This is a genomic window from Curtobacterium sp. 'Ferrero' (assembly GCF_002412165.1).
GTDB lineage: Bacteria > Actinomycetota > Actinomycetes > Actinomycetales > Microbacteriaceae > Curtobacterium.
On the sequence record NZ_NXIA01000002.1, the window covers coordinates 331,398 to 355,620 of the forward strand.

Sequence of the window (24,223 nt, forward strand, 5' to 3'; positions counted from 1 at the left end):
GTCGAGCGGGTGGCCGGGTGGGACACCCCGCCACCACTGCTCGACGTGCCGGTGACGGTGGTCCTCACGACCCGGTCCGACCGGCACGCGGAGGTCCCGCGGCTCATCGCGGTGGCGCGCCACGCGTTCGGCGCCGAGGTCGACGTCCGCGCGGTGTCCTACGTCGCGGACGCCTCGCCGCGCGATCCGTTCGCCCCCGACCTGCCGTGGGTGCGCCGCGACCCGCTGGACGGCATCGGTTCGGCGATCAACGCCGGGGTCCTGGCCGGGGTCGGTCGGACGCTGGTCGTCGTCGACACGTCGGTCGAGCTCGACGCAAGCGCGTTGGTGGCGCTCGGCCACGACGTCGGACGACCGACGCAGGCTCGGGTCCGCACGGCCGACGGCGTCTGGCGGAACGGGGCCCGGCTGCTCCGGCCGGGCGCGCTGCCGTGGTCGGACGACCGGTCCGCGCCGAACGACGACATCGTGTTCGGGGCGGACCAGCCGGTCGTCTCGATGCCGCAGGCCGCGCTGGTGGCCGCGCCGTGCCTCCCGGACGAGCGCACCACGGTGACGGCCTGGACGGCCCTGGCGGCGGCGACCACCTCGACCGCCGTGCGCACGCGTGACGTCGGTGCCGTGCGCCGCACGGTCGAGCCGGGGCGCACCGTCGATGCGTCGGTCGCCGACGTCGTCGCGTCGTGGCGCGACCGGACGCCGGACAGGGACGGCGCCGTGGTCGCCGGTCCGCCGCTGCCGCCGTGGGGACTCCGACCGGTGACCCCGACGGAGCGGATCCGCTCCGACGACGAGCACCTGACCTGGGCGGTCAAGATCGCCGCGCCCGCCGGACCCGAGGGCGACGGCTGGGGTGACGTGCACTTCGCCGCGGAGCTCGCCGGGGCGTTGGAGCGACTCGGGCAGCGGGTCCGCATCGACCGCCGTGACGCCCACGTCCGTGACGACGACGGCGACGACGACGTCACCCTGGCGGTCCGTGGGCTGGACCGGGTGCCCCCGAACCCGGCGTCCGTGAACCTGCTCTGGGTGATCAGCCACCCCGACGACGTCGCCGACACCGAGCTCCGCGCGTTCGACCGGGCGTTCGCTGCCGGTCCGGCGTGGGCTGCCGACGCCTCGGCCCGGGCGGGGGTGCGAGTCGACCCGCTGCTGCAGGCGACGGACCCGACCGTGTTCCACCCCGGCGCCGCAGCCGGTCCGGACGTGGGCCGAGCCGTGTTCGTCGGCTCGACACGTGGCGCTGCCCGTCCGGTGGTCGCGGACGCCGTCGCGCTCGGGGCCGACCTGCGCGTGCACGGCCCCGGATGGGAGGACGTCGTGCCCTCGTCGATGCGCGGCGCCGCGTCCCTCGACCGATCCGAGGTCGCCGGCGCGTACGCGGGCGCGAGGGTCGTGCTGAACGACCACTGGCCGGACATGGCGGCCGGCGGGTTCGTGTCGAACCGGGTGTTCGACGTCCTCGCGTCCGGAGGTGTCGTCGTGACCGACCCGGTCGCCGGGCTCGCGGATCTCCTCGACGTCCCGACGCTCGCGGTGGCGCACTCGCGGGAGGAGCTCGCGGTCCTCCTCGACCCGGCGTACCCGTGGCCGTCGGCGGCCGTGCGCGCCGAGGTGGCTGCGCGCGTCGCCGCCGAGCACTCGTTCGATGCTCGCGCGCGCGTGCTGCTCGACGCCGCGCGGGCGGAGCGCGCGCGGCTGCGGCGCTGACGCGGCGCTGACGCGGCGCTGACGCGCTCCGGGGCACCACGCTCCGGACACGGAACCGCGCTCTTCTCCGGTGCTGTGTCCGGAACCTGGTTCCGCGGACAGGGGGGCGCGCTACTTGCGCGTCACCCAGCGGGCGCGGATCGACAGCCCGGCGCGCAGCACGACGCGGAGGGGCCACAACCACCACGCCCGGTACTTCCGCGACAGGTAGCGGTAGGCGCTCCGGTGGTGCTCGATCTCCATGCGGCGACGGTTCGACGAGGTCGAGTGGGCACCGGTGTGCGTCACGACGGCGGACGGCACGTACACGTTCGCGGAGCCCGACTGGCCGACGCGCTGCCCGAGGTCGACGTCCTCGAAGTACATGAAGTAGGACTCGTCGAACCCGCCGAGCTCCCGGAACAGCGACGTCCGGATGAGGAAGCACGCGCCGGAGAGCCAGCCGGCCTCGCGCTCGACGACCTGCGTCGTCGACCAGTACCGCTGGCTCCAGGGGTTCCCGGGCCACAGCCGCGAGAACGCCGCGTGACCGAGACCGGTCCGGAGCGAGGGCAGTCGACGCGCGGACGGGTAGGTCTCGCCCTGCTCGTCGAGGATCCTCGGCCCGAACGCACCGGCGGACGGCAGCCGGTCGGCGGCGCGGACGAGCTCGTCGATCGACCCGGGGGCGAGCACGACGTCGGGGTTCGTGACGAGCAGGAACTCCGGGTCGACGTCGGGCAGGACGTCGTCGAGCGCCGCCAGCGCCGCGTCGATCCCACCGCCGTACCCCCGGTTGCCGCCCGACGACACGACGGTGGCGCCGTAGGACTCGCCGATCGCACGGAGGGCGTCGAGTTCCGTCGAGCCGTTGTCCGCCACGACCACGGCGACCGGTCCGGACGAGGCCCCGGCGATGCTCGCGAGGAACGGCCGGATCGTCTCGCCGGTGTTGTAGGTCACGGTGAGGACGGCGACCCTCGGCGCGCTCACCGGGCCACCTGCCGGTAGGCGTCGGCGTGGACGGCCGCCGTGGCCTCCCACGTGAAGTCGTCCGCCCGCTCCAGCGACGCCGTGCGGTGGCGTGCCACCAGGTCGGGGTCGTCGAGCAGACGCGCCATCACTGCCGCGAGGTCGTCGACCGTCGGCTCGGCGTACACGGCTGCGTCCCCGCCGACCTCCGGGAGGGACAGCCGCCGGGTGGTGACGACGCAGGCCCCCGCGGCCATCGCCTCGACGACCGGGAGCCCGAAGCCCTCGCCGAGCGACGGGTACACGACGAAGTCCGCCCCGCCGAGGAAGCCGGAGAGGTCCTCGAGCGGCAGGTAGCCCGCCTCGACCACGTGGTCGGTGTCCCGCAGGGCGTCGAGGCGCTCGATCGCCGCGGTGTCCCACCCCCGGGCACCGGAGAGCACCAGCCACGGCGTGACGGACCCGGTGGCGTCGCGGGCGGCGCGCACGGCGGCGTAGGCGTCGAGGAGCACGGTGACGTTCTTCCGCGGCTCGATCGTGCCGAGGAAGGCGATCCACGGGGCATCCTCCGGGAGGGTCGCAGCGATCCGGGCGTCCTCGACCTCGGCCGTCGAGGGCTCGTGGAAGACCGCACGGTCGACCCCGAGCGGCGCGACCCGGACGTCGGCGCGGATCTGCCGGACGACCCGTGCGGCCTCGGTCGCCGTCGCCGCGCTCGGGACGAGCACGACCGGACGCGAGCGCAGGGAACGACGGCTCCACCAGGTGAAGAACGTCCGCTTCGTGCGCGAGTGCCACTCCGGGTTCGAGAAGAAGGTCGCGTCGTGCAACGTCACCACAGAACCGCCCCGCCAGGCGAACGGGTAGGTGTAGTGCGGCGAGTGCAGGACGTCGGCGTGCAGGCGTCGCGCGAGCGCCGGCAGTCCGGTCTGCTCCCAGACGAAGCGCAGCGGCACGGAGTCGGTCCAGCCGGGGGCGGCGTGGACGGTGACGTCGGGGGCGATCGAGCGGAAGTGCGCGACGTGCGCGGGGCGGACGACGAGGTGCACGTCGAGCTGCGGGCCCGACCGCTGGTGGTCCACGAGGTGCGAGACGACGCCCTCGACGTAGCGTCCGACGCCGCCGAGGTTCCGCGGTACGGCCGTCCCGTCGATCAGGACGGTGGTGTGCGGCACGCGAGGATCCTTCCGGCCGGAGCCGTCGACGGGGGAGCGACCAGGATAGCGCTCGTCGCTCATGCGCCCGGGTCCACCGCGCGGCGCGGCACGCTCGCGCGCCGGTCCTCCGCGAACCGCCGCGCCAGGTGCCGGGGGAGGTGCGCTGCGACGTCGGCCAGCGCTGCCAGGACGAGCCGTGCCTCCCGGCGGTCGCGGCCGGAGGCGAGCCCGCGCAGGCCGCGCACCAGGGTCCGCGCCGCGGCGCGCGCGACCGTCGACCACGGCGCGTGCCAGAGGGCCACGACCAGGCGGTTGCGGGCGTTCCGGAACACGAAGAGGTCGCTGCGCACGCCGGAGGACGCCGAGTGGTCGTGCTCGACCGCGGCGTCCACCGCGTGCTCGACCCGCCACCCGCGACGGCGCATGCGCCACGCGAGCTCGGTGTCCTCGTAGTACATGAAGAGCGACTCGTCGAGGAGGCCGACGTCGTCGAGCGCGGCGCGCCGGAGCGCGCAGGCGCCCCCGGAGAAGCCGAACACGTCGACCTCGGCCGCCTGGTCGCCCGGCGCGAACCAGTCGCGGTCCATGCCGTTGCCGTCGCGGTCGACCCGCACGCCCGTCGAGTTCAGACGGACGTCGCCGTCGTCCGACGGCGTCCACCAGCGTCCGTCGTGGTCGCGCAGCACGCGCTGGCCGGCGGTCGGCCCGGTGCCGGCCGGGAGGCGCGTCCAGCGTCCGGCGAGCACGATGCGGCCCGTCACGGCCGCCGTCTCCGGTGCCGCCCGCGCCAGGTGGTCGCGGAGGGCGCCGACGAACCCCGGGGCGGGTTCGGCGTCGTTGTTGAGGAGCACGACGACCTCGGCGTCCGTGTGCCGGATGCCCGTGTTGGCGCCGGCCGCGAAGCCGCCGTTGCGCTCCCGGGTGAGCACGGTGGCGTCCGGCAGTGCGGCGCGCAGGACGACGACCGAGTCGTCGCCGGACCCGTTGTCGACGACGACCACCTCGGCGCCCGCGCTCGGGTCGTCGAGCACGGCCCGGGCGGCGCGGACGGTGAGGTCCGCGCGCTCCCAGTTGACGATCACGACCGCGGTGCGACCGGCCTCGCCCGCTGCACCCGGTCGGGACGTGCTCAGTCGAGCTCCTCGATCGAGGGCTTCGCGTAGACGGTGCCCACCGCGTCGCCGAACGAGGGCACCTCGAACGAGTCGCACTCCGGCAGGTCGTGGAGGTGCCGTCCCGCGGAGTCCATCATCGACACGTTGATGAAGTACTTGCCGGTGCCGAAGTTCGTGTCGGTGATCCGGAGGCGGAGCTTCCGCCGGCCGTGCAGGGGTTCGAGGTGGACGCCCATGATGCCGGTCGTGGTGCCGTAGACGACCTGTCCGGCGGTGTTGTTGATCTGGACCGCGGCCTCCCAGTCGGCGACGCCGTCGAGGTGCTCGAACTCCATGTCGACCACGAGGTCGTCGCCGGGCGTGACGGGGGCGCGGTGCTCCTTGCCCTCGGCGGTCACCGTGGCGCCGAGCACCGTCCCGCGGCCGACCGCGACGTCGGCGCTGAGCTCGCCGGAGCGTCGTTCCTCGAGCACGTCGCGGAACTTGCTGACCGCCTGCACCGCGTCGCCGTCGTGCAGGACCTTGCCCTTGTTGAGGAGGACGACGCGGTCGCACATCTCCTGCACCTGGCTGAGCGAGTGCGTCACGATGATGATCGTCTTGCCCTGCTCCTGGAACGAGCGGATGCGGTCGAGGCACTTGCGCTGGAACGCCTCGTCGCCGACCGCCAGGACCTCGTCGACCAGCAGGACGTCCGGGTCGGTGTGCACGGCCACCGCGAAGGCGAGACGCACGTACATGCCGGAGCTGTAGAACTTCACCTGGGTGTCGATGAAGTCGCCGATGCCGGAGAACGCGAGGATGTCGTCGAACCGCTCGTCGGTCTCGCGTCGGCTGAGCCCGAGCAGGCTGGCGTTGAGGTAGACGTTCTCGCGGCCGGACAGGTCGGGGTGGAACCCGGCGCCGAGCTCGAGGAGCGCGGCGAGCCGGCCGCGTCGGGCGACCGTGCCGGAGGTCGGCTGGATGATCCCGCCGATCGCCTTGAGCAGGGTCGACTTGCCGGAGCCGTTCTGCCCGATGAGCCCGACCGTGGTGCCGGCCTGGATCGACACGGTGACATCGTCGAGCGCCCAGAAGTCCTGGCGGTGCTTCCGGCCGGCGCGGCCGAGGGTGACGATGCGCTCCCGGATCGTGTTGTCCTTGCGGACGGTGAAGCGCTTGCGGACGTGGTCGACGACGATGACGTCGGGCCGTTCGGTGCTCGCGGCGGTGGTCGTCGGCGTCACGGGGGTGCTGATGGCCATGGTCTAGAGCTCCTGCGCGAAGTTGCCCTGCAGGCGGGAGAAGATCCGCTGCGCCCCGAGGAGGCAGACGACGCCGATGACGAACGCGATGCCGAGCCGGGTCATGAGGTGGCCCGGGTAGACGACGGTCGCGGGGTCGTGCAGCCAGATGGCGTTCTGCATGCCGAGGACGGACAGCGTGAGCGGATTGTTCGTGTAGAGCGTCAGGAGCCACTGCGCGTGCAGCTCCTTCAGCACCATCGAGTACGAGTACACGATCGGCGATCCCCACAGCAGCACCATGAGCCCGACGTCGATGACGAACTGCACGTCGCGCAGGTACACGTTGAGCGCGGAGAGCACGAGCCCGATCGCGGCGCCGTAGACGACGATCACCGCGAGCGACGGCACCAGGTAGACGAGCCCCTCGTGCAGCGGGAACCGGCCGAGGACCAGCGTCGCGACGAGCAGGATGACGAACTGGATGGCGTAGTTCACCAGGGCAGCGCCGACGCTCGCGAGCGGGAAGACCTCGCGCGGGACGTAGACCTTCTTGATCAGGCCGCTGTTGCCGACGATCGAGCCGGTCGAGCCGGCGACGATCTCGCTGAAGAGCGTGTACGCGCCCAGGCCCGTGAAGACGTAGATCGCGAAGTTGTCGATGCCGTGCGCGGCACCGAGCACCTGCCCGATCACGAAGTAGTAGATGAGGAGCTGGGTCAGCGGCCGGACGAGCGTCCAGACGAACCCGAGCGCCGAGTCCTTGTAGCGGGCCTTGAGGTCGCGGCGCACGAGCATGCCGAGCATCTCGCGCTGCCGGAACACGTCGCGCAGTTCTCGCCAGGTCCCTCGGATCGCACTCGTCGGAGCGCCGACCACGACGAGGGGCTCCTTCGCGAGCGCCGCCATGCGGGCTTGATCGACCATGTGTCTCTTCGTTCGTGGGGGCAGGACCGGGACAGCATACTCGGCGGGCCTGCGGGGCGGGCTGCGCACGACGGACTGGACGACAGCCGTCGCGCACCCCCGAGCGGGGGTGAATATCGGCGATATCAACCCTCAAGCTTCACTTTCGGGTTACCGTTGACGCAACCCGGACCCTTGTCAACATCCACAGGACGGCCCGTCAGCATGCACTTCGCATCACGGCCGATCGCTGCGTTCGCGGTGGTCGGTGCGCTCAGTCTCCTCGCGGCGGGTTGTTCCGCCGGCGGCGACGATCCCACTCCCGCTCCCACCCGTTCGGCGTCTGCGTCGTCGTCCGCCACGTCGAGCCCGTCGTCCGCGCCCTCGGGCGACGCCTCGACCCCGACCGGACAGGCCTCCGGCGGCTCGGGCTCCGGCCAAGGCGGCGACGACCAGGACCCCGGCGACTCCGACACCCCGGGTGCGTTCCCGGGCACCGGATCGACCACCCAGCCCGAGACCGACGCGGGCGAGTACCCCGCCACCGCGCTGGTCTCGTACGCCGGGTGGGACACCGGCAGCCGGACCCTGCAGGCCGGCGGCCTCGTCACCGGCACCACGGACACGTCCGGCACGTGCACCTTCGTCGCGACGAAGGGCGGCGTGTCCCGCACCCTCACCAGCTCGGCGCAGGCCAGCGCGAGCTCGGTCAACTGCGCGCAGGTCGCGTTCCCCGCGTCCCAGGTGTCCACCGGCACCTGGTCGATCACGCTCAAGTACTCGGTCGGGTCGAAGTCGACCACGTCCGACCCGATGACGGCGGAGGTGCCGTGATGCTGTCCATCCGAAACCGCGGGCGGGGGCGTCGGCCACTGCGCTCGGCGCTCGCGCTCGTCGTCGCCGTCGCGGTCGCCGTCACCGGTCTGACGTTCGGCACCATCGCGGCCGAGCAGACCACGACCGGGTCGGCCTCGGCCGCGTCGGCCGGCGCGTTCGACCCCGGCAACATCATCAGCGACGCGAACTTCTACAACGGGTCCGCGATGAGTGCCTCCTCGGTGCAGTCGTTCCTCAACAGCGTCGCGCCGAACTGCCGCCAGGCGTCGGGAGGGCCGGCCTGCCTGAAGAACTTCTCGCAGAACATGAGCAGCATCGCCGCCGTCTCCGGTCGCTGCTCCGCGATCGGCGGCGGGGTGAAGAGCGCCGCGACGATGATCGCCCAGGTCGGTGCGGCGTGCGGCATCAGCCAGAAGGTGCTCCTCGTGCTGCTGCAGAAGGAGCAGGGCATCGTCACGACGAGCTCGCCGACGAGCTACATGTACCTGCACGCCACCGGCTTCGCGTGCCCGGACACCGCCCCGTGCGACCCGGCGTACTTCGGGTTCGGCCAGCAGGTGTACGCCGCGGCGCTCCAGTTCAAGCGCTACCAGGCCTCGCCGACCTACTGGGCGTACCAGGCCGGTCGCAACAACTCGATCCTGTACAACCCGAACGCGTCCTGCGGACGGAAGACCGTCTACATCCAGAACCAGGCGACGGCCGGGCTGTACATCTACACGCCGTACGTCCCGAACACCGCCGCGATGAACAACCTGTACGGCACGGGTGACAGCTGCTCCGCGTACGGCAACCGCAACTTCTGGCGGATGTACACCGACTGGTTCGGATCGCCGACCGGAGGCTCGTCGCCGTACGGCAACGTCGACTCCGTCACCGCGGCCTCGACGAACGTCACCGTCACCGGCTGGGCGGTCGACCCCGACACCACGAACCCGCTCCGCGTGGCGTTCTACGTCGACGGCGTCGGCAAGCGCACCGTCACGGCGGACCAGTCCCGCTCCGACCTCGCCGGCAGCCTCGGCTCGAACAACACGAACCACGGCTTCTCCGCGGTGCTCTCCGACATCGCGATCGGGAGCCACTCGGTGTGCACCTTCGCGATCAACCAGGGTGCGGGGGCGAACTCGTTGCTCGGCTGCAACTCGGTCACGGTGGCGAGCGCGCCGCCGAAGGGCGTCCTGGACACGGTGCAGGGCGGCTCGGAGACGATCAAGGTCTCCGGGTGGGTGCTCGACCCCGACTCGTCGACGCCGGCGTGGTACAAGGTCCAGGTCGACGGTGTCGGCGCGATCTCCGCGAACACCGACCAGACGCGGTCCGACGTCGCCCGGGTCTACCCCGGCGTCGGTCAGGTCCTCGGGTTCACGAAGACGATCACGAACGTCACGCCCGGTCCGCGCACCGTCTCGCTGTGGACGCAGGACAAGCCGGGCTCGGTGTGGAAGAAGGTCGCCGAGAAGTCGACGACCGTGACCGCGCCGACGACCGGGTCGACCGGCAAGAAGGGCGCCGTGTACGGGCACTTCGACGGCGTGACGGGGAGCACGAACGCCGTCTCGATCCGGGGCTGGGCCATCGACCCGGACGTGTACGACGCGGTGCGGTACAAGGTGCACATCGACGGCGTCGGCGCACAGGCCGGCGTGGCGAACGGGACCCGGACCGACGTCGAGCGGGTGCACCCCGGGTGGGGCTCGGACGTCGGGCTGTCGACGACGGTGACCGGTGTCGCGGCCGGCAAGCACACCGTCACGGTCTGGTACCAGGACCGGCCGAGCGGCACCTACCGCTCGTTCGGGACGAAGTCGGTCACGGTGTCCGGGAAGACCACGAGCGGGTCCACCACGAAGCCGTCGACCACGAAGCCGACGGAGAGCACCCCGACGCCGAGCGCCACCCCGAAGCCGACCACGTCCTCGGGACCGGTGAAGGGTCGGTTCGACACGGCGACGGGCGGCACCGGCACCATCCGGGTGACGGGCTGGGCGATCGACCCGGACACGCAGTCGCCGGTGCGGTACAAGCTGCACCTGGACGGCAAGGGCGCGGCAGCGGGCACCGCGAACGGGACCCGTTCGGACGTCGAGCGGGCCTACCCGGGCTGGGGCTCCGACGTGGGGCTCGACGCCACGCTCACCGGTGTGCCCAAGGGCACCCACACGGTGCGGGTCTGGTACCAGGACCTGCCCGGAGGTCGGTACGTCGACTTCGGCACGAAGACCGTGACGGTCCGCTGACGACGGGGGCGACCCCCTGACGGACGGGAGGCTCTCCACCAGCTGGTGGGGAGCCTCCCGTCCGTCGTCCGGTCACCGTGGCGGCGGTGCCGCAGACCGACACACGCGACCGCCCGCGGACGGCCCGGTGCGCTGGTCGTCGGTGCTCGCCGCAGGGGCGGCGCGCGGACTCAGCCGCGACCGGAGATCCGGCGCAGCCCGCGCGCGACGCCGCCGGCGCGGTGGAGCAGCCGGTACTCGGCGCTCTGCGTCAGCGTCTCGTAGCGCTCGGCGATCGCGTCGCGCTCCGACGCGGCGCGCTCCAGCGCTGCGGCGAAGTCCGCGGCCGCCGCCTCGGACGCCTGCAGCCGTTCGTTGATGTCGTGGACGCCGGCGAGGTGCAGGTCCCGCTCGTGCTCGACGGCGAGCAGGCGGGCGCGCTCGGCGGCCGCCCACCGCAGCCACGGCGCGCGGGAGTCGCCGCGCGTCTCGGCGGCCCGGGCAGCGGCCCGGACGCTGGCCTCGAGCAGCGGCGAGACCTGCTCCGCACGCGCTGCGAAGGTGTGGCGCTCGAGCACCACGGCACGCAGCCGTGCGACGAGGGCGTCACGGTCCGCTCGGGACGTCGCGAGCGCCCGCTCGAGCCCTGCGGCGTCCGTGAACACGGGGACCTCGCCGAGACCGAGCTCGTCGAGGCCGAGCGCGCAGTCGGTCACCGGCAGCGCCCCCGCCGCGAGCGACTCGTACAGGCGCGAGTTCAGGGTGCCGTAGGCCGCCGCGGGGGCGATGACGTCGTCGACGACGAAGGCCGCCGCCCGGTAGACGGCCGGCAGCGCCGTGTAGGGGACCGCCGGCCGGAGTTCGACGCCCTCGGTGTCCTCCACGTGGTCGACGCCCGCGGCGAACCACACGATCGGCTCGGCGGGGCGGACCTCGGCGAGCACGTCCTGCACGCGGCGACGGACGCCCCAGAAGTTCACCGTCGTCACCGCACGGTCGGTGCGCGGTCCCTCGTCCGGTCCGCGCCCGTCCGTGAACAGCTCGGCGTCGACACCGATCGGCACGACGTCGACGGGTCCGGGGTGCCGGGCGGCGAGGGCGTCCCGAGCGGCCGACGAGGACGCCCACACGGCGTCGAACTCGGTCAGCCAGGGCAGTTCCGCCCACCGTTCGGTCCAGTTCCGCACCCAGGCGACGAGGGCGGTGCCCGTGCCGACCCTGCCGGGCACGAACGACTCGAGCATCGACACGAGCACCGTCGTGTCGTCCGGGACGTCCTCCGCCCAGCGCTCGATCGGCCACATCGCCACGCCCCAGCCGGCGTCGCGCAGCGCCCGGGCGAGGCCGAGCGCGACGAACAGGTCGCCCTTGCCCTCGTCGGGGTCGGCGGTCGAGACGGCGAACCGGACCGTGCCGCGGGGACCGGTCGTGTGCTCGCCGGCCGCGATCGCCCGGTGGTCGTCGGCGACCGGCGAGGACGCGAGGGCAGGGGAGAAGTCGGAACGGGTCATCCCGGCCATTCTGCACGACATGGGCGGACCCACAGGAGCCGCGTGCCGCGTCCCTTGTATGGTGTCAACGGCCGACGGCACCCCGCGGCCGAGCCACCGAACCGCGCGCTGGGCGCGGCTGCTGCTGGAGGGAACCGCGTGACCGAGCGCAAGCCTGGAGTCGTGTCCGTCGTCCTCGTCAACTACAAGGGCACCGACGACACCCTGACGAGCATCGCCGAGCTCCGCAAGCAGGACTGGCCGCAGGACCGGCTCGAGGTGATCGTCGTCGAGAACGGCTCCGGTCCGGAGCACCTCGGACGGCTGAAGGCGTCCGACCTCGACTTCACGCTCGTGGACGCGGGTGCGAACCTCGGCTTCACCGGTGGGTGCAACCTCGGCGTGTCGAAGGCGTCCGGCGAGATCGTGGCGTTCCTGAACAACGACGCACGTCCCGATGCCGGATGGGTGCGCGAGGCGATGGCGACCTTCGCCTCCGGCGCGGACATCGGCGCCGTGGCGTCGAAGGTGCTCGACTGGGAGGGCGTCAACGTCGACTTCACCGAGGCCGCGATGACCTGGTACGGGATGGGCTACAAGCCGTTCGCCGGGTCGCCGGACATCGGCCGCTGGGAGAGCGAGACCGACGTGCTGTTCGGCACCGGCGCCGCGATGTTCATCCGCGCGGACCTGTTCGAGCAGCTCGGCGGCTTCGACGACCGCTACTTCATGTTCTACGAGGACGTCGACCTCGGGTGGCGGCTCAACCTGCTCGGCTGGCGCTTCCGCTACCAGCCGAAGTCCGTCGCGTTCCACAAGCACCACGCCTCGATGAACAAGTTCGGGGACTTCCGCGAGACCTACCTGCTCGAGCGCAACGCCCTCTTCACGCTGTACAAGAACCTCGGCGACGAGCAGCTCGCCGCCGCGCTGCCCGGCTCGCTCGCACTCGTGGTCCGCCGTGCGGTCGGCCGTGGGGAGCTCGACTCGACCGAGCTCGACCTCCGGAACCCGGGCGACGACAGCGTCCCGACGATCCCGGTGGCGAAGACGAGCATGGCGGGCATCTACGGCGTCGACCAGTTCGTCGAGCAGCTGCCGTCGATGACCGAGTCGCGCCGGCAGATCCAGGCGACGCGGGTCCGCAGCGACCGCGAGCTCCTGCGCCTGTTCGGCAACCGCGACGAGCCGGCGTACCCGATCGAGAACTACCTCGCCGGCTACGACAAGATCGTGCACTCGCTCGGTGTGCTCGAGGTCGGCACCCGGCGCCGGGTCCTCATCATCACGGGCGACGCGATCGGCGAGAAGATGGCCGGCCCCGCGATCCGTGCCACCCGGATGGCGAAGGAGCTCGCGAAGGAGCACGACGTCCGCGTCGTCAGCCTCACCCGCTCGGAGCAGATCGACCCGGCGTACGAGGTCGTCACCGTCCCGCACCGCCATCCGCGTCAGATGGTCGAGCACGAGGCCTGGGCCGACGTCATCGTCGTGCAGGGCCACGCGCTGCGGCTGTTCCCCGTCCTCGAGTCGACCCGCAAGATCCTCGTCGTGGACGTCTACGACCCGCTGCACCTCGAGCAGCTCGAACAGGGCCGCAGCGACGACGTCGACCAGTGGAACCGCCAGATCCTCGACGCCTCGGACACGCTCAACCACCAGCTCGAGCTCGGCGACTACTTCATCTGCGCGTCGGAGCGGCAGCGCATGTTCTGGCTCGGGCAACTCGCCGGCTCCGGCCGCGTGAACGCACGGACGTACTCGCGCGACCCCGACCTCCGCTCGCTCATCGGTGTCGTGCCGTTCGGCCTGTCGTCGACCCCGCCCGTGCACGACGTGCAGCGCGTCAAGGGCGTCGTGCCCGGCATCGGCAAGAACGACAAGCTCGTCGTCTGGGGCGGCGGGATCTACGACTGGTTCGACCCGCTGACCCTGGTCCGGGCGATCGGGCAGCTCGCCGCGAAGAAGCCCAGCGTGAAGCTGTTCTTCATGGGTGTGCAGCACCCGAACCCGGACGTGCCCGAGATGGACATCGTCGCGCGGGTCCGTGCCGAGGCGGACGCGCTCGGGCTGACGGGCAAGCACGTGTTCTTCAACGAGTCGTGGATCCCCTACGAGGAGCGCGGCGCGTACCTCCTCGAGGCCGACGCCGGGGTCTCGACGCACTACGAGCACCTCGAGACCACGTTCTCGTTCCGCACCCGGATCCTCGACTACCTGTGGGCCCGGCTGCCGATCGTGACGACGGCCGGCGACTCCTTCGGCGACCTCGTCGCCGCCGAGGGGCTCGGTGTCGCCGTGCACGAGCAGGACGTCGACGGCCTGGCCGACGCGCTCGAGACCGCCCTCTTCGACAAGAAGGCCCGCGCCGAGTTCATCGGCAACGTCGACCGTGTCCGCGAGCAGTTCACCTGGGAGAACGTCCTCGCGCCGCTGGTCGAGTTCTGCCGCAACCCGATCCGAGCCGCCGACAAGACCGTCCGCGATCCGCAGACCTCGCTCGAACCGCACCAGATGCGCGTCCGGGTGCCCGACCGCAAGAAGCTCTACGGCGTGCGGCACGACCTCGGCCGCGCGGTGCACTACCTCCGGACCGAGGGACCGCGGAGCGTCGCGGGCAAGATCAAGCGGCGGCTGCAGAACCGGTGACCCACAGCGCCAGCGCCCTCGTCGTCGTGCCGACCTACGACGAGGCGGAGAACGTCCGCGCCATCACGGCGGCGATCACCGAGGCGGTCCCGGACGCGCACGTGCTCGTCGTCGACGACGGCAGCCCGGACGGCACCGGTGACATCGTCCGGGGTCTCGCCGCCGCGGACGAACGCATCCACCTACTCCAGCGCGCCGGCAAGCTCGGGTTGGGCAGCGCCTACGTCGAGGGCTTCCGGTGGGGGCTCGAGCGCGGCTACCCGCTCCTGGTCGAGATGGACGCCGACGGGTCGCACCCCGCCGACCGGCTCCCGGCGATGATCGAGGCCGTCCGGTCCTCCGACGACGTCCTGCTCGCGATCGGTTCCCGCTGGACGCCGGGTGGCTCGGTCGTCGACTGGCCGCTCCGACGTGAGGTCCTCAGCCGCGGCGCGAACACGTACGCCCGGTTCGTGCTCGGGATCGACGTCCGGGACGTCACCGCGGGGTTCCGGGTGTACCGCGCGTCCGCGGTCGCGGCGATGGACCTCGACGGCATCGACTCGAAGGGGTACTGCTTCCAGGTCGACATGACGCTGCGGGTGGATGCCCAGGGCGGTCGGATCGTCGAGGTCCCGATCCGCTTCCGAGACCGCGTGCACGGCGTGTCGAAGATGAGCGGCTCGATCGTGGGGGAGGCCATGCTGCGCGTCACCCAGTGGGGCATCGAGCGCCGCTTCGGCCGGGGACGTCGCTCCCGCGCGTAGTCGGCCGTTCCGCGCGTGGTTGGCCGTTCCGCGCGTGGTTGGCCGTTTCGCTCGTGGTTGGCCGTTTCGCTCGTGGTTGGCGATTTCGCTCGTGGTTGCCCGTTTCTTCCGGCCTCCTACGAGCGGAACGACTTCCTATTGCGGGTGCGATGGGTTCGAACGCACACGCTCGGGTGAGCGAGGGGGCCGGGAGGCGCGGCGTGGGTCCGTCCCCCGCTCGCGGCCTGCTCGGTGCAAGCGGTTTCGCTCGTGGTCGGCGGTTTCGCTCGTGGTTGCCCGTTCCGCTCGTGGTTGCCCGTTTCTTCCGGCTCCCTACGAGCGGATCGGCTTCCTACTGCGGGCGCGATGGGTTCGAACGCACACGCTCGGGTGAGCGGTCGGCCGGGAGGCGCGGCGTGCGTCCGTCCCCCGCTCGCGGCCTGCTCGGTGCAAGCGGTTTCGCTCATGGTTGGCGGATTCGCTCGTGGTTGCCCGTTCCTTCCGGCTCCCTACGAGCGGATCGGCCTCCTATTGCGCGTGCGATGGGTTCGAACGCACGCGGCACACCGGCACATCGGCACACGAGCAGCAGTCAACCCGCGGCCCCGACCGGCACCGCCCGCGCGCCTCAGACGCAGCTGACGTCGAAGTCCTGTCCGCCGGAGACGAACTGCGTCATCCGGACCTGGCTCCCGGCCGTCAGCCCACCCGCGCCACACGCCGACTGCGCGGCCGCGGCACCGTCGTTCCCGACGGCGATCCAGCTCGGCAGCCGGTACAGAGGAGACGACGACGCGACCGTCCCGACGATCTGGGCGTACTGGTACTTCGTCGAGTAGATGCCGATGGTGCTCACCCCGGCCGCGCGGAGGGCGGCGACCATGCCCTCGACGTCGGCGCGGTTCTGCGTCTGGTGGTCCGAGGCGTCGCCGGCGCCGAGCCACGAGAAGTTCGTCTCGACGTCGATCCACCAGCGGTAGGAAGCCGGCGAGGACACCCCGCGCGAGTACACGTCGTCGTAGGCCCGCGCGTAGCCGTACATGTACGAGCACGCGGCGGTGTAGGCGTTCGCCGTGCACGTGCCGTAGGGGTTCGCGACCGCCGTTCCCGCCGGGTAGGAGTTCGACGACGGCCACACCGAGGCGGCGCGACCGGGGTTCGCCGCGGTCACGTACAGCTGCGTGCGCGGCTGTGACGTCCCGCCGACCGATCCCGCGGCCCAGGCCAGCTGCGGCGCCAGCGAGCCGTTCGTCTGGTTCGGCAGCGAGCCGTTCACGCCGACCACGCCGAACGCCTGGTCCGCCGGGTACCGCGACGACGAGGAGCCCTGCGGCCACGACACGTCCGCCCCGAACCCGGACCCGCTCGACCCGTCGAGGAAGTACCCTGCCACGTCGAGGTGCAGCACCGCCGAGCCGGCCGATGCCTTGACCTGCACCCGACGATCGACGGAGGAACCGGTGACCTTCGAGATCACCAGGTTGGCGACGGACCTGCCGGGGGTGAACAGCTGCGTGGCGACCTGCGCGTCCGCTCCGGCCGGGGTGACCCGGAGGTAGGCGGACTTCGTCGGCCCGGTGATCTCGGCGTTCGCGACGACGGCGGTGGCGGTCCCCGGCACCCCGGCGGTCCCGGCGAGCCGGACCGTCTGCGAGGTCGTCCCGATCGTGCCGCCGTACGCCCGCGTGGTGTCGATCGGGACGAACACGGAGCCGGTCGTCGACGCCGAGTAGTAGCCGGCGACGTCGAGGTACACCGTCGCGGAGCCCTTCGACAGCTTCACCTGCGCGGCACCGCCGGAGAGCTTCACGATCGCGAGGTTGGACAGCGACTGGCCGACCCCGAACAGCTGCGTCACGACGCCGGGGTCCTGACCGGCGGGCGTGACCCGGACGTACCCGGCGGCCGTCGGGCCGGAGACCTGCGTGTTCACGACGACGGCGGTGGCGTTCGTCGGCACCCCGCCCCGACCGCCGAGCGTCACCTTGGTCGGGGTCGTCCCGACCTTCCCGCCGAAGACCCGTGTGGCGTCGAGCGGCGTGTACGTGGCACCGGAGCCGTCGGCGTAGTACCCGGCGACGTCGAAGTAGCCGTTCGCGCTGCCGCGGGACACCTTCGCCTGGATCCCGCCACCCGCGAGCTTGACGGTGACGAGGTTCGCGATCGTCTGCCCGGCCGCGAAGTCCTGCGTCGCGACGGTCGCGTCCCGGCCAGCCGGGGTGACACGGAGGTACCCGGCGGCGGTCGGTGCCTTGACCTCGACGTTGACGACGACGGCCGTGGCGGTCGTCGGGATCCCGGCGCGGCCGGCGATCGGCACGACCTTCGGCGTGGTGGTCAGTCCACCGGACCAGACGCGTGTGGTCGTGATCGGCGTGTACCGTCCGGTGGCCGGTGCCGCGGCCTGCGCGACGGTCGCCGGGGCGACGACCGTGAGGCCGGCCACGACGACGGCCACGGCCGTCGTGAGCGCGATGCGGACGAGTGCTGCGTGACGACGCAGGCGCATGGTTCCCCCTGTGGTTCCCCGGCCGCCCCCTGACGGCCTCCCGCAGTCTAGGTGCACCCTCCGACACGTCGGAAGTGACGGCGGCGGATTGCCAGGGTGACCGCCTGGAGGCGCGGCGTGCGTGGCGGGGCCGGGTCGCGCCTCCAGGCGGGTCGTGCCTGCATTCCGGTCGCGCTGGTCAGACGCGGCTCAGGTGCCGCCGCCAGGAGCGGCGTCGCGCCGCGACGACCAGCACCGTGACGAACACCATGAGCCCGGCGCCGTGCAGCAGGTAGCTCTCCGCGGTGCTCGTCACGCCGAGGAGCACGAGCACGGCTGCGGGCCAGACGTACGCGACCCCGGGGAACGTCGTCGCGGTCACCCAGGCCCGGGCGAACGCGAGCAGCGCGGTGATGCCGAGGATGATCGTGCCGGCGAGGCCGATCTGGAGCCACGCGTCGACGAACGCGTTGAGTCCGGACGTGAACCGCTGGCCGGCCGGGTCGATGAACGTCACGTAGGGGACGACGGCCTCCTGCGGCCAGGTGCCGACCCACCCCCACCCCTGGATCGGGAACTGCGCCGTCAGGGAGCGGATCTGCGCCCAGAGGTCGAGTCGTGTGGCGGTGCCGCCGGCGGCACCGATCTCGGCGAGGACCCGCCGCCGGGCGATCACGCCGACCACCAGCATGAGCAGCACCGCCGCACCGAGGACCCCGTTGACGACGGGCCGCGCCGCCGGCCGGGCGTGCCGGAGCGACCACAGTGCGAGGGCGGTGACGGCGAGCGCGATCATCGCCAACCCGGTGATGGGGGACTGCACGAGCATCAGGGCGATCACGGCGAGGGCGGTCGACGCGACGGCCCGCCAGACCGTCACCGAACGGGTGAGGAACTCGACGACGAACGTCACGAGGGCCATCGCGGCGATGAACCCCATGAAGTTGCGGGTGCCGCCGATGCCCTGGATCGGACCCCCGTACGCGATGTCGCCGCGGATGCCGAAGGCCGGGAACGGGGTGTCGAGGACGAGCCCGGACAGCACCTCGAGTCCGAGCGCGGCGACGAGCAGGATCCGGAACGCGTCGCCGGAGGCCCGGATCACCTGCACGAGGTCGCGGCCGAGCGCGAGGTAGAGCCCGAGCCCGATGAAGCACACGGTGGCGGTGAGGCCGCGGAGGGCCACCCACGAGTAGCCGCTCCAGAGCACGCTCAGGGCGCAGTACCCGACGAAGGCGAGCAGTGACAGGGGGAGCACCCCGTGCCACTCGATGCGGTACCGCTGCCCGAGCAGGCTCAGCCCCGCCAGCACGACGAGCGTGACGAGCACGGCCCAGTCGCCGGCGGCACCGACGAGCGCGGTGACGGTGGGCTCACCGAAGGCGAACAGGACGATCGTGGTCGCGAGCGCCTGGCTGAACCGGCCCCCGGCGGAGAACCCGATCCAGGCCGACAGGTACCGGCGCGCGAGCACGCGTCTGGTCAGTCGGCCGTCGGTCACCCGACCATCTTCCCGCACGGGGACGGCTGCTCCGTGCGCCCGCTCCCAGGTCCGCCCCGAGCGGGCGCGAGCGGGTGTCGTCATCAACGATCCGCGATATTCACCGTAGCCTCGAGGAGTGCGGGACGAGCGGGCGGTGCGGGACGGGCGGCCGGTGCGGGACGGGCGGCCGGTGCGGGACGGGCGGCCGGTGCGGAGCGCCGTCGCCGCCGTGCTCGTCGGACTCGCCGTCGCTGCGGTCGCGTGGTGGCGACTCGGACCCGTGACGCGCCGCACCGTGTGGGCCGAGGACGGCGGGATCTTCCTCCGGGACCGCGTCGCGCTCGGACCGTGGGACCTGCTGCACCCCTACGCCGGGTACCTGCACGTGCTGCCCCGGCTCGTCGTCGACCTGGCCTGGGCGTTGCCGGTCCCCGCCTACGCCCTCGTCGTCTCGACCACGGCCTGCGTGCTCGTCGGCGGCATCGCGGCGCTCGTGTTCGTCCTGTCCCGCCAGGTCCTCCGGCCGTGGCCACTGCGGCTCCTGCTCGCCGCGGTGCCCGCGGTCCTGCCGCTGGCACCGGTCGAGATCAGCGGGAACGTCGCCAACCTGCACTGGTACTGCATGCTCCTCGCGCCGTGGCTGTTCGCCCACCGGTCGCGGAGCTGGTGGGCAGCCGGAACACTCGCGGCGGTCACGGCCCTGACGGTGCTGACCGAGCCGCAGACCGTGCTGTTCCTCCCGCTCCTCGCCCTCGCGTGGCTCCCGGTCCGCAGGGCGGCGTCCGGCCGGCCCGACCTGCGCGCCCTGCCCGTCACGGTCACCGCGCTCGTCGCCGGGGCGGCCCAGGTCGTCACGAGCGTCAGCTCCGTGCGCACCTCGGAGCCCGGGTCCCCGTCGTGGCAGGACCTCGTGGCTGGGTACCTGCTGCAGCCCTTCGCCGGCGCCTGGAACGCGCGCGTGGGCACCGCGGTCGAGGCCGTGCTCACCCACGGCTGGTCCGTGCTCGTCGTCCCGGCCCTCGTCGTCGTCGGGATGCTGGCGGCCGCGGTGCTCGTCGGGACGTGGCGCGCCCGGTTCCTCGTCGTGGCGCTCGCCGTCGGCTCGCTCGTGGTGTGGGTGGCCGCGATCATCGCGAACGGGACCTCCGAGCGGCCGTGGGCCCACCTGTCCGCCGGCATGGTCGGAGACCCGCCGCTCCGGTACGCCGCGGGTGCCGGGCTCCTGCTCGTCTCGGCCGTGGCGCTCGCGGCGGGGGTGCTCGTCCAGTGGGGGAGCGGCGTGACGACGGACCCGGCGCAGCGGGACCGGCCGTCGTCCGTCCTGCTGCGCGTGGTCGTGGCGGCGGTCGGCTGGTGCGCCGTCGCCGCGGTGGTCGCGTCGTCGGTGGTGTCCCTGGCGCCGGCGACCACGCGCCGGAGTGCCGGACCGGAGTGGGCGCCGCAGATCCCGGCGGCCGAGCGGGAGTGCCGAGCCGATCCCCGGCTCCAGGTGGTCCGCGTGGAGATCGCGCCGTGGGGCGCCGAGGTGCCCTGCGACCGGTTGCGCTGACCGACGCCGCGTGCGGGCACACCGTCCGCGGGTCGGCCGTGCACGGGTCGGGTTCGCGACCGTCAGCTGCGCTCGGGTGCGGCCCAGCGGAACTCGCGTCGCGCCGGCGGGGTGCGCGGCCCGTCCCCGACGGAGACGGGCTCGTCACCGACGAGCACGATGCGGGACTTGATCGCGATGAGCGCGAACAGGATCCAGTTGCCCTGGTACAGCAGCCGCGACTCGGCGACCGACTGGACGAGGAGCGCGACGACGACGAGCAGTGGGAACAGGGAGACCGGGTCGAACGTCCGCTGCTCCAGCCGGGCGTCGTAGCCGATGCGGGTGGCCCCGGACCAACCGCGCTGCAGCGTCGTCAGGACGTACACGGCGAACAGCACCAGGCCGATGATCCCGGTCTGCATCCACACGTCGAGGTAGGCGTCGTGGGCCTGCAGGTACGTCACGCCCTTCCGGTGCGCCAGGTCGGCGAGCGTCGGGATGCTCGGCCACCAGTAGCCGATCCAGCCCCAACCGAGGACGGGGTGCTGGTCGACGAGCCCGAGCACCTTCGCCCAGATCTCACCACGTCCCGTCGCGTCCGTGCCCTTGCCGAGCATCTCCGACACCGGTCCGACGGCCAGCGCGCCGACCGCCCCGACCACGACGGCGCCCGCGGCCAGCAGCAGGTACCGCGGCGTGCGCTGCTCGGTCGGCGTCGCACGGATCCACCGCGCCACGAACAGGACGACGACGACCACGACCGCCGCGACGGCGACGGTGGACGAGCTGGTCAGCAGGAACACCACGGCCGCGACGACGAGCCAGCCGATCGCCCGCGCCCGCCGGATGCGCCCCTCCGCCCACTGCACCGCGACGGCGATCGCCGCGAGCAACGCGACCATGGCGAGCAGGTTCGCGTTGCCGGGCAGGCCCTGGATCCGCCCGCCGGTGAACAGCTCGGCTCGCGAGAAGTAGAACGCGTCCGGGATCTTCCGGTCGCCGTAGTCCGTCCACACCGGCGCGATCGGGTGCCGGACCACGACGGCGACGAAGGCCTCGAAGACGAGTGACAGCATGAGCACCCAGCGCATCGCGAGACTCGTCGCGTCGAGGATGCGCCGCCAGGTCAACGTCGAGGCGACCGTGAAGGCCACACCGGCGCAGATGACCTGCACGACGATGCTCGGCAGCGTCGCGAAGCGCCAGTGCGACCAGAGGAGCGAGAGCAGGCACCAGCCGAGGAACAGCCAGAGGGAACGCGGGGTCCTGGCGATCGTTGGCTTCGCCCGCACGACGATGGTCGCACCCCAGACGGCGAGCGCTGCCCACACGATGCCGGCCCCTACCCACGTCAGCGTGTTCGGCACGGCGTCGCCGGCGAACACCACGCCGAGCGTCGTGGCGGCGAACGCGAAGGCCTCGCGTTCGGGAACGGTCCCGCGTGCCAGCGGCCAGGTGTTCGTCACGGGGTCAGGGTACCCGTCGGCGTGCTGGGCACGGGCTGGTCCCGGCCGATGCGACCGCGGCGGCCGGGGTCGCATCACCCGGTCCGGCTCCGCAGCGCTGCGGCGATCGCGGCGCCGTAGTACGGCGCCAGCGTCTTCGCGAAGGTGTTCGTCAGGTGCGTCGGGTCGCGGTGCACCACGACTCCGCCGATCACGGCGGGACAGACCGTGGCGGTGCAGTAGTACCGGGTGAGGTCGACGACGTGCGCGAGGGGCCCGAGACGCGCCGCGGCCTGGGTCGAGCCGTCGAACTGGGCGAGCGCCGTGCTGCGTGGGGTGTCGCACGCGCCGGTGGTGTGACCGGACATCTGCGAGACGCACACCAGGGTGTCGGACTCGGCCGCGGGGTTGTCCCGGAGGGCGATGACCGGGATGCCGAGGTCCGTCGCGGTCCGCCAGGCACCGACGAGCCCGTCGACGACGGTCGCGTCGTTCGTCGACCCGGCGGGCACCATGACCGGACTGTTGCCGGTCGAGTGCGTCACGAGCAGGCCGTCGAGGTCCGGGTGGGATCGGACGTACGCCATCGCGTTCTGCTTCCACTGGTCGCACGTGGCCACCCGGGCGTCGGTGAGGTCCTGCTGCCGGGCCGTCGTGAAGTAGCAGCTCAGGTGCCCGGCGATGTCGATGCGCCAGCCGTGCGTCTCGGCGATGCGCTCGTAGGCGTCGACGAGCACGTTGTTGTGGGAGTCGCCGATCGCGAGCAGGTGCTCCGAGTACCCCGTCGCACGACCCACCGTGCAGACCTTGAACGTCGGGGTGTCGTTCGACCAGCAGGCGCTGCGGTTGGCGTCGTCCTGCACGGCCGCGGCCGGTGCCGGCACCCGCACGTCGGCCAGGCGCGGGTTGACGCAGGGGCGTGCGCTGCCGATCTCCGCCGCGGCTCCGAAGCACCGGACGTCGCCGTTCGCGAGCTCGTCCGCGAAGCGCGCCGCCTGCACCTGCTGCACGTGCGCTGCGGTGAGGGTCGAGGCGCCGAGCGACACCACCAGGACCGTCGCCACCGCGCCCCACAGCGCGACCCGGCGCGGTCGGAGCCGCCGCGACCACCGGGCTCCGCGGAGCGGTTCCTCGACCAGCAGCGTCGTGACGGCCGCGAGCACGAACGACCCCACCGCGATCGCCACCTTGTCGAGGGTGGTCAGCTCGTGCCGCGTCGCCAACGGGACCAGGACGACCGCCGGCCAGTGCCACAGGTAGACCGCGTACGAGATCCGCCCGGTGAACGCGACCGGCGCCACCCGTCCCAGCGGCTGCAGGGCGCCGTGTGCGCCGAACAGCACCACGAGGCCGGCGCCGACCACGGGGAGCGCGGCGGCGACGCCGGGGAACGGCACGGTCGGCGTGATCACGACCTGAGCGGCGAGCAGCAGCGCCACGCCGGACCAGGCGCCGACCACGCGGATCGTCCGCGCGACGGCCGTGCGCGGGACACCGAGCGGGATGGTCGACACCAGGCCGCCGAGCGCGAACTCCCACGCGCGGGTGGCCGTCGAGAAGTATGCGACGCCCGGCGCGGTCCGCGTCTCGAGCACGCACCAGGCGAACGACGTGACCGCGACCGCACCGAGCAGCACACGGGCGACGGTCACCGGCCGCGCTCCCGCACGCCGCAGACGACGGGCGACCCACACGGCCCCGAGCAGCAGCAGCGGCAGCCCGATGTAGAACTGCTCCTCGACCGACAGCGACCAGAAGTGCTGGAACGGGGACGCCTGGTTCGACTGCGCCAGGTAGTCCACCGCGTCGGCCGCGAGCTGCCAGTTCTGCACGTAGACGGTCGCCGCGACCAGCTCCCGACCCCACTGGCCCCAGAGCGAGACCGGGGCGACGAGCAGCACCGCGACGCCGGTCACGACGATCGTCGTGAACGCGCCGGGGAGCAGCCTGCGTGCGCGACGGGTCCAGAACGCGCCGAGGCCGATGCGGCCGGTCGCCTCGAGCTCGCGGAGCAGGTGGCCGGTGATCAGGAAGCCCGAGATCACGAAGAACACGTCGACGCCGACGAACCCGCCGGGCAGCCGGTTCGGCCACAGGTGGTAGAGCACCACGGCGGTGACGGCGAACGCCCGCAACCCCTGGACGTCCCAGCGCGTCCCGCCGTCCGGGCGTGCTGCCCGGTGCCGGACCGCCGGCGTGCCGTCCGGGTCCACCGCGCCGGCGGGCTGTGCCGTCCGGGCGGTTCGCGTCGCGTGCATCGCCGTCGATCCTAGGGGCAGCGCCGGTAGGCTCAC

At 72.6% G+C, this 24,223-nt stretch carries 16 protein-coding genes; 6 read left to right on the forward strand and 10 right to left on the reverse strand.

Annotated features, from left to right (window positions below; translation table 11 throughout):
• The first annotated feature begins 9 nt into the window (after window positions 1-9).
• Window positions 10-1,710 (forward strand): glycosyltransferase, encoded by a 1,701-nt coding sequence (locus tag Csp2054_RS03675; RefSeq protein WP_096897931.1) that lies wholly within the window; start codon window positions 10-12, stop codon window positions 1,708-1,710.
• A 111-nt stretch (window positions 1,711-1,821) separates the two neighbouring features.
• Here Csp2054_RS03675 and Csp2054_RS03680 read toward each other — a convergent pair whose 3' ends face one another.
• The 5 genes from Csp2054_RS03680 to Csp2054_RS03700 are packed head-to-tail and all read right to left on the reverse strand — an operon-like array spanning window position 1,822 to window position 7,083.
• Window positions 1,822-2,682, reverse strand: a complete 861-nt coding sequence (locus tag Csp2054_RS03680; protein WP_096897932.1) for a glycosyltransferase family 2 protein — start codon at window positions 2,680-2,682, stop codon at window positions 1,822-1,824.
• Window positions 2,679-3,836, reverse strand: coding sequence for a glycosyltransferase family 4 protein (locus Csp2054_RS03685; protein WP_217990859.1), 1,158 nt, complete (start codon window positions 3,834-3,836; stop codon window positions 2,679-2,681). Before Csp2054_RS03685 ends, Csp2054_RS03680 begins: the two co-directional genes overlap by 4 nt.
• Before the next feature lie 59 nt (window positions 3,837-3,895).
• Window positions 3,896-4,900, reverse strand: coding sequence for a glycosyltransferase family 2 protein (locus Csp2054_RS03690; protein ID WP_176491539.1), 1,005 nt, complete (start codon window positions 4,898-4,900; stop codon window positions 3,896-3,898).
• A gap of 47 nt (window positions 4,901-4,947) precedes the next feature.
• On the reverse strand, window positions 4,948-6,177 hold the full coding sequence (locus Csp2054_RS03695) for an ABC transporter ATP-binding protein (protein ID WP_096897935.1): 1,230 nt from the start codon (window positions 6,175-6,177) through the stop codon (window positions 4,948-4,950).
• 3 nt (window positions 6,178-6,180) lie between these two features.
• On the reverse strand, window positions 6,181-7,083 hold the full coding sequence (locus Csp2054_RS03700; RefSeq protein WP_096897936.1) for an ABC transporter permease: 903 nt from the start codon (window positions 7,081-7,083) through the stop codon (window positions 6,181-6,183).
• 204 nt (window positions 7,084-7,287) lie between these two features.
• On the opposite strand from Csp2054_RS03700, the gene Csp2054_RS03705 reads away from it, so the two are divergent.
• Together Csp2054_RS03705 and Csp2054_RS03710 are read left to right on the forward strand one after the other, a co-directional pair.
• Window positions 7,288-7,896 (forward strand): hypothetical protein, encoded by a 609-nt coding sequence (locus Csp2054_RS03705; RefSeq protein WP_096897937.1) that lies wholly within the window; start codon window positions 7,288-7,290, stop codon window positions 7,894-7,896.
• The gene (locus Csp2054_RS03710) at window positions 7,896-10,139 is read left to right on the forward strand and encodes a hypothetical protein (protein WP_141399106.1); all 2,244 of its coding nucleotides are present in this window, start codon (window positions 7,896-7,898) and stop codon (window positions 10,137-10,139) included. The genes Csp2054_RS03705 and Csp2054_RS03710 overlap by 1 nt, the downstream gene beginning before the upstream one ends.
• A 170-nt stretch (window positions 10,140-10,309) precedes the next feature.
• On the opposite strand, the gene Csp2054_RS03715 is transcribed toward Csp2054_RS03710, so the two are convergent.
• The gene (locus tag Csp2054_RS03715; RefSeq protein ID WP_176491540.1) at window positions 10,310-11,629 is read right to left on the reverse strand and encodes a glycosyltransferase; all 1,320 of its coding nucleotides are present in this window, start codon (window positions 11,627-11,629) and stop codon (window positions 10,310-10,312) included.
• 138 nt (window positions 11,630-11,767) lie between these two features.
• Between Csp2054_RS03715 and Csp2054_RS03720 the strand changes: the two genes are divergently transcribed.
• Window positions 11,768-14,257 (forward strand): glycosyltransferase, encoded by a 2,490-nt coding sequence (locus tag Csp2054_RS03720; RefSeq protein WP_096897940.1) that lies wholly within the window; start codon window positions 11,768-11,770, stop codon window positions 14,255-14,257.
• The gene (locus Csp2054_RS03725) at window positions 14,254-15,003 is read left to right on the forward strand and encodes a polyprenol monophosphomannose synthase (RefSeq protein ID WP_096897941.1); all 750 of its coding nucleotides are present in this window, start codon (window positions 14,254-14,256) and stop codon (window positions 15,001-15,003) included. Before Csp2054_RS03720 ends, Csp2054_RS03725 begins: the two co-directional genes overlap by 4 nt.
• A gap of 607 nt (window positions 15,004-15,610) precedes the next feature.
• On the opposite strand, the gene Csp2054_RS18470 is transcribed toward Csp2054_RS03725, so the two are convergent.
• The gene (locus Csp2054_RS18470) at window positions 15,611-17,491 is read right to left on the reverse strand and encodes a hypothetical protein (protein ID WP_255252597.1); all 1,881 of its coding nucleotides are present in this window, start codon (window positions 17,489-17,491) and stop codon (window positions 15,611-15,613) included.
• A 178-nt stretch (window positions 17,492-17,669) separates the two neighbouring features.
• Window positions 17,670-18,971, reverse strand: coding sequence for an O-antigen ligase family protein (locus Csp2054_RS03735; RefSeq protein WP_096897942.1), 1,302 nt, complete (start codon window positions 18,969-18,971; stop codon window positions 17,670-17,672).
• Window positions 18,972-19,089: 118 nt separating this feature from the next.
• Between Csp2054_RS03735 and Csp2054_RS03740 the strand changes: the two genes are divergently transcribed.
• On the forward strand, window positions 19,090-20,502 hold the full coding sequence (locus Csp2054_RS03740; RefSeq protein ID WP_096897943.1) for a hypothetical protein: 1,413 nt from the start codon (window positions 19,090-19,092) through the stop codon (window positions 20,500-20,502).
• 62 nt (window positions 20,503-20,564) lie between these two features.
• On the opposite strand, the gene Csp2054_RS03745 is transcribed toward Csp2054_RS03740, so the two are convergent.
• Both Csp2054_RS03745 and Csp2054_RS03750 read right to left on the reverse strand, forming a co-directional pair.
• Window positions 20,565-21,950, reverse strand: coding sequence for an O-antigen ligase family protein (locus tag Csp2054_RS03745; RefSeq protein WP_176491541.1), 1,386 nt, complete (start codon window positions 21,948-21,950; stop codon window positions 20,565-20,567).
• A gap of 74 nt (window positions 21,951-22,024) precedes the next feature.
• The gene (locus Csp2054_RS03750) at window positions 22,025-24,187 is read right to left on the reverse strand and encodes an acyltransferase family protein (protein WP_096897945.1); all 2,163 of its coding nucleotides are present in this window, start codon (window positions 24,185-24,187) and stop codon (window positions 22,025-22,027) included.
• Window positions 24,188-24,223 lie beyond the last annotated feature (36 nt).